Origin of the sequence: Spirulina sp. CCNP1310 (assembly GCF_034932185.1) — a bacterium.
Lineage (GTDB): Bacteria > Cyanobacteriota > Cyanobacteriia > Cyanobacteriales > Spirulinaceae > Spirulina.
On record NZ_JAYGHW010000030.1, the window covers coordinates 1 to 9,809 of the forward strand.

Annotated in this window: 12 protein-coding genes; 7 read left to right on the forward strand and 5 right to left on the reverse strand. The window is 52.8% G+C overall.

The genetic code is table 11. The features are described from left to right. Positions 1-50: 50 nt before the first annotated feature. The 3 genes from VB712_RS07790 (at position 51) to VB712_RS07800 (ending at position 3,371) form a co-directional block, all read left to right on the forward strand. Complete coding sequence (locus tag VB712_RS07790) at positions 51-926, forward strand: Fic family protein (protein WP_323253822.1); 876 nt, start codon at positions 51-53, stop codon at positions 924-926. A 77-nt stretch (positions 927-1,003) separates the two neighbouring features. Then, positions 1,004-2,227 (forward strand): FAD-dependent hydroxylase, encoded by a 1,224-nt coding sequence (locus VB712_RS07795; protein WP_323253824.1) that lies wholly within the window; start codon positions 1,004-1,006, stop codon positions 2,225-2,227. Between the two features lie 49 nt (positions 2,228-2,276). After that, positions 2,277-3,371 carry a Gfo/Idh/MocA family oxidoreductase gene (locus VB712_RS07800; protein ID WP_323253826.1) on the forward strand — a complete coding sequence of 365 codons (1,095 nt, stop codon included), beginning with the start codon at positions 2,277-2,279 and terminating at the stop codon, positions 3,369-3,371. Positions 3,372-3,432: 61 nt separating this feature from the next. Here VB712_RS07800 and VB712_RS07805 read toward each other — a convergent pair whose 3' ends face one another. Continuing rightward, complete coding sequence (locus VB712_RS07805) at positions 3,433-4,548, reverse strand: trypsin-like serine protease (protein WP_323253828.1); 1,116 nt, start codon at positions 4,546-4,548, stop codon at positions 3,433-3,435. 173 nt (positions 4,549-4,721) lie between these two features. Between VB712_RS07805 and VB712_RS07810 the strand changes: the two genes are divergently transcribed. Next, entirely contained in the window at positions 4,722-4,964 is a 243-nt protein-coding gene (locus VB712_RS07810) for a hypothetical protein (protein WP_323253830.1), read from the forward strand. Continuing rightward, on the forward strand, positions 4,961-5,413 hold the full coding sequence (locus tag VB712_RS07815) for a type II toxin-antitoxin system VapC family toxin (RefSeq protein WP_323253832.1): 453 nt from the start codon (positions 4,961-4,963) through the stop codon (positions 5,411-5,413). Before VB712_RS07810 ends, VB712_RS07815 begins: the two co-directional genes overlap by 4 nt. A gap of 94 nt (positions 5,414-5,507) precedes the next feature. Here VB712_RS07815 and VB712_RS07820 read toward each other — a convergent pair whose 3' ends face one another. The 4 genes from VB712_RS07820 to VB712_RS07835 all read right to left on the reverse strand — a co-directional run bounded on the left by VB712_RS07820 (position 5,508) and on the right by VB712_RS07835 (position 8,424). Next, entirely contained in the window at positions 5,508-5,855 is a 348-nt protein-coding gene (locus VB712_RS07820; RefSeq protein WP_323253834.1) for a hypothetical protein, read from the reverse strand. After that, positions 5,809-6,057, reverse strand: a complete 249-nt coding sequence (locus tag VB712_RS07825) for a hypothetical protein (protein WP_323253836.1) — start codon at positions 6,055-6,057, stop codon at positions 5,809-5,811. Before VB712_RS07825 ends, VB712_RS07820 begins: the two co-directional genes overlap by 47 nt. 5 nt (positions 6,058-6,062) lie before the next feature. After that, positions 6,063-7,022: an orange carotenoid protein N-terminal domain-containing protein gene (locus VB712_RS07830; RefSeq protein ID WP_323253838.1), complete on the reverse strand. Its 960-nt coding sequence runs from the start codon at positions 7,020-7,022 to the stop codon at positions 6,063-6,065. 364 nt (positions 7,023-7,386) lie between these two features. Further along, positions 7,387-8,424: an aldo/keto reductase gene (locus tag VB712_RS07835; protein WP_323253840.1), complete on the reverse strand. Its 1,038-nt coding sequence runs from the start codon at positions 8,422-8,424 to the stop codon at positions 7,387-7,389. Between the two features lie 38 nt (positions 8,425-8,462). Between VB712_RS07835 and VB712_RS07840 the strand changes: the two genes are divergently transcribed. Beyond that, entirely contained in the window at positions 8,463-8,684 is a 222-nt protein-coding gene (locus VB712_RS07840; RefSeq protein WP_323253842.1) for a hypothetical protein, read from the forward strand. Next, complete coding sequence (locus VB712_RS07845) at positions 8,677-9,681, forward strand: tyrosine-type recombinase/integrase (protein ID WP_323253844.1); 1,005 nt, start codon at positions 8,677-8,679, stop codon at positions 9,679-9,681. Before VB712_RS07840 ends, VB712_RS07845 begins: the two co-directional genes overlap by 8 nt. Positions 9,682-9,809 lie beyond the last annotated feature (128 nt).

Below are 9,809 nucleotides of genomic sequence, written 5' to 3' on the forward strand. Positions count from 1 at the left end.
TTTGAACTCAAGTACAATCATTCTCTTATGCTAGCATATCTGGCGTAAGAATGCGGCTAAAGCCGCCGTTGCTTTTCATCCCTGGGTTAAAACCGCATTGCTCTCAAGCTATCGGGATATTCCGTAAACCTGTCCTCGGTGAACCCAAGGAAATTCAAGAAGTCCAAGGGGCGATCCTTGCCTATGAAGCCTTGAAAGATTGGGATGCAACCCGAAAAAAAGACCTGTTGGCAGCCCATCAAATCCTGATGGGGGAAATTCTCACCGAAGCCGGTAAATTCCGCCGGGGGGGAGTGGGGATTTATCGGGGGACAACCGTGACCCATGTGGCCCCACCCGCAAAACGAGTTCCTTTCCTGATGGATGACTTGCTAGAATGGCTCGCGACAACGGAGCATCATCCCCTGATCAGCAGTAGTATTTTTCACTATGAACTTGAATTTATCCATCCCTTCAGTGATGGCAATGGCCGGATGGGTAGACTGTGGCAAACAGTCATTCTGGGGAAATGGAACGATTTGTTTTATCTTCTACCCATGGAAAGCCTGATCAAAGCACAGGCGGATCAGTATTATCAAGCCCTTGAGCAGGCTGATCGGGCTGCGGATAGCACTGTTTTTATTGAGTTCATGTTGGAGGTCATTATGGCAACCCTTAAGCAGTATGTTCAAACTAGCGATCAAGTTAGCGATCAAGCTACCGATCAAGTTAGCGATCAAGTTCAACAACTTTTGGCGATCATGGGCGATCGCACCGCTCACCCAGAACCCTATTGGACGACCCGCGAACTGATGGCCCAATTGGATTTAACCCATCAACCCACGTTCCGCAAAAATTATCTTAAACCGGCGATCGCCGCTGGCCTCGTCCGGATGCGATACCCCAACCAACCCCGCCACCCTCAACAGCAGTACCGGAAAATTTGAGGCGAGTTTCGCAAAATTTCCCTCGTTCCCATCGCTATGGCCTTTACAATAAATGTAAAGCGATGTAACGGTTAACGATGGTAGAAACTACTCCGGCGTGGGATTGTGACCTGGCGATTGTGGGCGGCGGCATTGTGGGGGCTACCCTGGCCGCAGCCCTCAAGGATACGGGCCTGCGGATCACAATCATTGAAGCCCAATCCCCCCAGTCCTTGGCTCAACGCCAGCGGGCCTATGCCCTCTCGCTGCGATCGCAGGAAATTTTCAGCCAATTAGGGCTATGGCCGCAGATTCTGCCCCAGATTGCGGCCTTTGGTAAGATTCGCCTTTCTGATGCGGATTATGGCCGGACGGTGGCTTTTGAGCAAAGGGATTTAAACCGGCCTGCCCTCGGTTATGTGGGGGAGCATCGGGTGTTGGTGGAAACGTTGCAGGGGGATTTAGCGCAACAGTCATCACCTCAGGTGGATTGGCGTTATCAAACCCAGGTGTTAGGGATGACGGAGGGGGAACATTGCGCCGAGCTTGAATTGGAAAGCGGGGGAACGCGCCAAATTTTGAGAACGCGGCTCGTGGTGGGGGCGGATGGGGCGCGATCGCCCCTCCGTCAGCAAGCAGGGATTAAAACCAAAGGCTGGAAATATTGGCAATCCTGCGTCACATTCACGATCCGCCACGAAAATGCTGAGAATGATACGGCCTACGAGCGGTTTTGGTATGACGGCCCCATGGGGGTGTTGCCCTTGCCAGGGAATCGCTGTCAAATTGTGTGGACGGCTCCCCATGCCCAGGCGCAGGCGTTGGTGGCATTGGATGCGGCGACGTTTATCGAGCGGTTCCAAACCCGTACCCAGGGTTTATTTAGCGGTTTGGAATTGGTGAGCGATCGCCTCGCGTTTCCGGTGCAGTTAATGCAGAGCGATCGCTATGTGCAATCCCGCCTTGCTCTGATTGGTGATGCCGCCCACTGTTGCCATCCGGTGGGGGGTCAGGGGTTAAATCTCGGCATTCGGGATGCGGCGGCTTTGGCGGAAATTCTCCACACGGCCCACAATGCAGGGGAAGATATCGGCAATGTAGCGGTGTTGCACCGTTATGAACGGTGGCGACGGGGGGAAAATGGGATTATTTTGGCTTTTACGGATTTCCTCAACCGCTGTTTTTCTCATCAGTTTTGGCCCCTGGTCATGGTGCGCCGTTTGGGGTTATGGGGTTTATATTTAATCCGGCCCCTGCGTTTATTCACCCTGCGATTGATGACGGGACTATTGGGCAGAACACCGCGCCTAAGGGTGGGCTAAGAGGGGTTTAAACTGTTCCTAGTTGCCAGCAAATCCATCAGGAGCAAACATGATCAACGTCGGCGTAATTGGGACAGGGTTCGGGCAGAAAATTCATCTACCGGGATTCCAACACCATCCCGAAACCCAAGTGGTGGCCCTTTGGAATCAAAACCTGGATAAGGCGAAAGCAGTCGCAGAGCAGCATCAGGTTCCCCATGCCTTTAACCAGTTGGATCAACTCCTGAGCCTACCGGGTTTGGATGCGGTGGCGATCGCCACTCCCCCCTTTTTACACTACGAAATGGCCAAGGCCGCCCTCAATGCGGGCAAGCATATCCTCCTGGAAAAACCGATGGCCTTGAATGGGGGGGAAGTGCAGGCATTAGAACGATTGGCACGGGTGCAGGGGTTAATTGCCGTCACCGATTTTGAATTTCGCTTTGTCCCCGCTTGGCAACGGTGTGCGGAACTGTTGCGGGAAGGAGTGGTGGGGAAACCCCGGCTGATTAAGCTGGATTGGTTGGTGGTGAGCCGTGCTGATCCAACGCGCCCCTGGAATTGGTATGCCCGTAAGGATCAAGGGGGGGGTGCGTTGGGGGCGATTGGTTCCCATGCCTTTGATATGATTTATTGGCTGTTTGGGGAGGTGCGATCGCTCTCTGGGCAACTGAGTTGCGCTATTCCCCAACGACCCGACCCCAAAGCCAACAACCAGCTAAAACCCGTCGATGCCGATGATACAGCCTTGATTTGGCTGGAATTGGCTGACGGCACGCCGGTACAAATTACCCTCAGTTCCGTCACCTACCAAGGGCGGGGCCATTGGTTGGAGGTCTATGGCGATGAGGGGACGCTAATTTTAGGCAGTGATAATCTCAAGGATTATGTCCACGGTTTCCGCCTCTGGACAGCCCCCGCTGGCCAAACCTTGACGGAACAGGAGATCCCTAAACGCCTCGCCTTCCCCCAAGCCTTCACCGATGGCCGCCTCGCCCCCTTTATTCGCGTCGTCGATCATTGGGTCAATTGCATCACCACCGGCCAAAATGCCGCCCCCAGTTTGGTCGAAGGGGTTTATTCTCAATGCCTGATGGATCTCACCCATCAATCCCACCAAGAACGGCGTTGGCTCTCGGTTCCGGCATTAAATACCTTGGTCTAGTAGGGGCGAAATTTGAAATTTTGCGCCCCCACGCCCATCCATTGGATCAACGGATTCCATCTTATGCCCTCAGGCGTAGGCTCCAGAGAAGGGCGATCGCCCCCCCGATCAACCCCAAGATCATCCCGCTTTGATCCGGGATCGGGGTAGTTTCCTGCAAAATTTGCTCAATAAAATCCGCATAGGCAGAGACCCTTGTATCTAAAAAATATTCCCCCACACTGCCATTAAGGCCCTCGCTCATGTTAATTCCTGGGGTTTGGGGCGCAACGCCATGGGAGGCGATCCCGGCAATGCGACCGTCAATAAAGGCGGGACTGCCTTCATCCCCCGTTGTTGTTCCCGATTCCCAAGGAATCACAAAGGGATGAGTGGGGTTAGCCGGGCGGGGTTGGGGGGGAATGGGGATGGCTTCAAACCGTTGGGGGTTGGCGGGCAATTCCTGATCCATTAAGGGGGGCAGACCCCGCTCGGCGGCACTGATGCCGATAATTGGCCGCAGCACCCCCAAATCATGGAGGCCGTACTCCCGACCGAGGGCATCCCGCGTGCGGGTGAAGGTATCAAAATCATAGAGCAATTGGGTTTGAGCGGTGATATTCCCCAACGTGGCATCGGCTTGGAAACCTTGGGGAGGGCGATTGAGCAGATCCCCAAAGGCATCGTAACGGTTGCCCCCGATGCGCCGTTGATAACTGCCATTAGGGTCTGCGCCGTTGGCTCCATCCCCCGGTAATCCATAACCAACGCGGGTAAACACTTGATTAATTTCGCTCAGTTCATCTTGGCCGCGATAGATGAGGTAGCGATCGGCTTCAGCAGGGGCAGCTTCGGCTAGTTCAATAATCGCCAGGTTGGCGTTGTGGTTAATGCTGTTATCCCATTGGGGATGGACATGGATGGCGGTGGCGGTGCGGTTCACCAAACCATGGGGCAATTCAAACGTGATCTGAACGCTATTGGGGTTAGGTTGCCGGGTGGGGGGGCCAGGGGTTTGGGTTTCAAAGCATTGGGCGGCGGTGAGGATATGGCGGCCGCTGGTGAGGAGTGAGCCGGTGCAAGTCCTTGTGCCGTCGATGGTGAGCCGGACTACGCCATCGTAGCCCTGGCCAGGTTGGACAAGGTAGGCGGGATGGTTGGGTTCCAGGAGAAAGCTGAGGGCGAGGAGTTCAGCCATGGGGCATTCGGTTGAAAGGCATCGCCCCCATGATAAGCCACGGCTTCATTCAGTGGGGGCGATCAATTAACCAAGCCAGTTATACGCCGCTGGTGATGTATTCGGCCATTCCTGCATTGCCTCACCAGCAGTTATGATTGACTCAGTGCTATGAACCTCAATGGGGAAAATCAATGCTACGGGAAACCCTGAAAAAAGAAATTGATCAACTCAGTGAGAGTCAACTGAGAACCATTGCTGATTTTGTGGCCTTGATCAAAAAGCAGCAAGGGCTTACCCAAAACGTCCCATTTTGGCAGGGTGCGACTCCGATGGAGAGGGCTGAAGATTTTCGAGGATGGGTTGCTCAACTGTCTCAAACCGGTTTAAGCCTTCCGGATCAGGCCTTTGAACGAGGCAACATCTACGACGGATGACCCAGTATTTGCTTGATACGAATGTTGTTCTCCGTTTTAGCAATCCCTCCGATCAGCAGCATGGCTTAGTTCTTGACTGTGTGGCAATTTTGCTAAGACAGGCCAATGAATGCTATCTAACAGCACAAGTCTTGATTGAGTTTTGGGTTGTGGCCACCCGTCCGGTTGATGTTAATGGTTTGGGTTGGTCAGTTTCGTATACGCGCAATATTCTTGATCAATTGCTTGTCCGTTTTCCCATGGCTGAAGAAACACCACACATTTTTTCCCATTGGCTGAATTTGGTGACGGAGCATCAAATTCAAGGCAAACGAACTCATGATGCCCGCATTGTTTCGGTAATGTTGGCTTGTGGAATAAACCATATCCTCACCTTAAATCCGGCTGATTTTGCCAATATTTCAAATATTACAGTGGTGCATCCCCAGACAATTATTGATGCTTATTGACAATGATCACGATAGCATCTTTTGTACTCATTTAGTTTTCATGACTCAATCGCTCATCACTTCCTGAATCTGAAGCTTGAACCGAATGTCAACCTCACAGTGATAGCTTTGTCAGTGCTGAAATCTTGGTGAGTTTGCTGACTTCTAAGCCCGCCAGATCCTCAAGGCTTAACCAGCCTTCTTTAATTAATCGAGCGAATAAAAAGATCATCGCATCATATTGATCTTCAGCATATTTGCTGTCTAAATCATGTCGCCGAGCACTTAAGAAATCATGTAATTTCCAGAGCGTTTCCATGGAGGCGATCGCCCCTGCGGTTTCCCGGACATAGGCCAGCAAGGCGGCCATTTCTCGTTCACGGGCGCGATCGCAGGCTTGACGGGCAATCTCTTGTTCAGTCGATGACCACTGTTGTTCCAGTGGGGGGTTTGTTGGGGGCATGACGAAAACCGTCTATTTTAATCTGCTCAAAGGATGGGGAAATCCAAACCATAGGCTGCCGGTGAGGGGGTGAGGGGCGATCGCGCAGCGTCTCCGCCGGAGAATCGCGCAGCGTCTCCGCCGGAGAATCGCGCAGCGTCTCCGCCGGAGAATCGCGCACCATCACCCCAAAACCACCGCCAGCAGCCTCATTTAAAACCAATCAAATTAACGCACCAAGTTCAGTAATTCCTGGGGTGACGCTAACAGATCAATGGCCACAAAAAAGATTTTGTTTTGGGAATCTAACAAAAACCGCCAGGCCATATTCATGCCCACACTAGCCCCAAACCAAGGGGTTTGCACTTTGCCCGTCACTTTAACCTGGGTATAGCCATTTTCTGCGGGTTCAGAAACGCCCCGCTCGGGGAGCAATTGCAAGTTTTGGCATTCTTCTTTGAAAAAGCGCAAGATTGCATCAGTGCCGACAATCGGTTTTTGGAAGGGGGGTTGTAATGCCCCATCGGGGAGAAACAATTTAATATTGGCATCGAAGTCATTCGCATTCATATTATCCATATAAGTGAGAACGACAGGGTTATCAATGCCTTCAATTTTCACCCTTGTCCGTTGTGACATTTCCTTAGGCGGTTCCACCGGCTCACTAACTGGGGTATAGCTGCCCAGTTTACTGGTGTCATAGCCCATATCAACCACAGTGTTGCGTAGGACGGTAATTTGCTGACCGGGATCTAAACTCCGAATCGTTTGGAGCACAGCAGAAGCATTGGCAGAGAGTTTATACTCTTTGGGGATTGGAGCCACAATGCCTTGATCCATCCATTCCCCAAGGCGATACCAGAACCCCAGTTTGATATTCACAGACCAGATTGCATAGGTGCGACAAATGGGAGTATCAGCGCGATTGGTGAGATCGCACATCACCTGGGTTTGTTCGAGGGTGGTCATTTGCCGAATCTCGTTTAATGTCGATTCAGCAAACTGCATATTGGCCGCCCCAGGAGCCGCAACGGTAATACTTTTACCCATCTCCAAATAAGCAAACCAAATTAAGGCTAATTGATCTTCAGCACTGAGTTGATTAAACCGCGCAATGGTTGCGGGAACCATATCAGCGGTGAGGGTATTCGGGAAAATTCCGCGAGCGGATTCAATCGTAAATGGCATCTTCAATGCTCCTAGAAAAATCTGAGTTGATATTGAATTCAGTGAATTGAAACCACAACGCGATCGCGATTCTGGTGTTTACCCTAAGTCAAGATAACTTAGAGTGCGTCAGATGGATGAACTGATGCGAAAACGGGCATTTTAACGGCTAACGTGCCATCTTCACTGCTGCCAATCATTGATCCGATGCCCCACGGTTGTATAGGAAAAAAATCTCCCACGGGCTACCCATTTTGAAACAGGTTTCTCTGCTTAATGGCGTGAAACTTTGCTTGTTTTGCCGCTAAAAAGATTATATCAGAAAGCAGCAGCCTTTGGGGAGGGCGAAAAATTTTCGCTCCTAGGGAAGGGACAGAAAGCAAAATTAAGGGGTGGGGTTGGGATAGCGGTGGTGGACGGTTTCGATGTCTGCAATCATTTCGGGGGTGAGAGTGATGGTTGCAGTGGCGATATTTTCCTGCAACTGGGCTAAACTCGTTGCACCGATGATTGTGCTGGTGACACACCAGCGCGATCGCACAAACCCTAGAGCCAATTGCGTCAAACTTAAGCCGTGCCGCTGGGCAATTTCCCCGTAGGCGGCGACGGCTTCAGCGAGATTGGGTTTTTGATAGCGGCGATCGAACCCTGGGAAGAGGGCGAGGCGGCTGTTGGGGGCCTTGCCGTTGCGGTGTTTCCCGGTGAGGAAACCAAAGGCGAGGGGGCTATAGGCCAGTAAGCTCACCTGTTCCCGGTGGCAGGTTTCGGCTAAATGAATGTCAAAAACCCGATTGGTGAGGCTGTAGGCGTTTTGGATCGCAACGATGCGGGGTAAATTGAACTGCTCTGCTAAATGGCAAAACTGACTCACACCCCAAGGGGTTTCGTTGCTTAATCCGATGTAGCGGATTTTCCCCGCTGTCACCAAATCCGCCAAGATTTGCAACTGCTCGGCAATGGGGATCGTGTCCCGCTCCTGTTGGGGGTCGTAGTTAGCAGCACCAAAAAGGGGAACGTAGCGATCGGGCCAATGGAGTTGGTAGAGGTCGATGTAGTCGGTTTGGAGTCGTTTCAGGCTGTCGTTCACAGCTTGTTCTAAATTGGCGCGGTTTAAGTTGCGATCGCCCCCCCGAATCCAGGCGATGTGGGGCCCTGGCCCGGCGGCTTTGGTGGCGATGATCAGGCGATCGCGCTCCTGCCGTGCTAACCACGAACCCAGATAGGCCTCTGTACTGCCCTGGGTTTCCGCCCTTGCGGGGACGGGGTACATTTCCGCCGTATCGATAAAGTTAATCCCTTGGGCGACGGCATAGTCTAACTGTTCATGAGCTTCCTGAACGGTATTTTGCTGGCCATAGGTCATTGTGCCTAAACAGATTGCCGAAACCCGTAGATCACTACGGCCAAGGGGGCGATATTCCATAGGGGGTGTTAGGATGGGGCAAAATTGCTTCAATCGCCATGGACACCGACGATCTGCAACAACAACTAGACTATGAAATCGCTTTCCAGGCTGTCAATCAATTGACGGAACTGGGGAACGCTGCCCTTGAGCGGGGTCTGATTGTCGGCCATGGCTACCACGGGAGCCAGTATGAATTGCTGCGTAATGGTGAGGCGTTGCTCTTTTCCCCTGAGGAAGCCACGATCTATCTCAAGGATTTACTAGGTCTGGATGCCTAACTCGTTACAACCTCAACCAGAAACCGCTCTGGTGAGCCGCGATGCCCTCCTATTGGCCTTTGCGGACTTTTTAAGCATTGATGTGAGTGCTGGTGATGCCGCTACGGATACGGTGCAAACCTATCGGCGGCAGGTGGAGCAGTTTTTAAAGTGGTGCGATCGCCACGACCTCCATCCCGCCCAAGTGGATAAAAACGACATCAAGCGTTATCGCCATTGGCTGATCAATGTACGACGGTTTAAACCCGCCACCATTGCCCTCAAGCTCTCGGTCGTGCGCCGGTTTTATCAAGCCGCCGTCGAGCATCGCCTCCTCCCCACCAATCCCGCCCTTGGGGTGAAGCCCCCAAGGGAAAAACGCGACCCCGCCGAGCGAATCACCTTTTTAGAAAAAGCTGAGGTAGAAAAACTTCTGGCCAGCATTCCCCAAGGGGTGGGGGAACCTGATCCGGTGCGATTGTTGCAGGTCAGGCGCGATCGCGCCCTCTTGGCGATCATGGCCCTAGAAGGCCCCCGCACCGTCGAACTCCATCGCGCCAATGTTAGCAACGTCATCCAACAGGGGCAACATTTAGGAATTCGTGTCGAAGGGAAACGCAATATTCGGATTGTCCCCCTCACGCCGGAAATTGGCCAAATTCTCATGGACTACCTCCAAACCCGCCGCGATCAAGGGGAAAATTTCACCCCATCCACCCCCCTATTTATTGCCGTGGGGAATCGGGCCGGCGGCCAACGCCTTTCCCGTCGGGGTATTCGGCTGATTGTTGATCGTTATCTTACCCAAACCCATCTGAAGCACACCCCTGGCCGCACGATCTCCGCCCACAGCCTCCGCCACACCGCCGGAACCCTCGCCCTCCGTTCCGGGGCAGAATTGCGCCAAGTGCAAGACCTCCTCGGCCATGCCGATCCCCGTACCACCTGCATTTATGCCCATGTGGCTGATCGCTGGGATAATAACCCCGCCCTTAAATTGGGGATCGATCTTTCTTGAGGAGTGAGGAGTGAGGAGTGAGGAGTGAGGAGTGAGGAGTGAGGAGTGAGGAGTGAGGAGTGAGGAGTGAGGAGTGAGGAGTGAGGAGTGAGGAGTGAGGAGTGAGGAGTGAGGAGTGAGGAGTGATG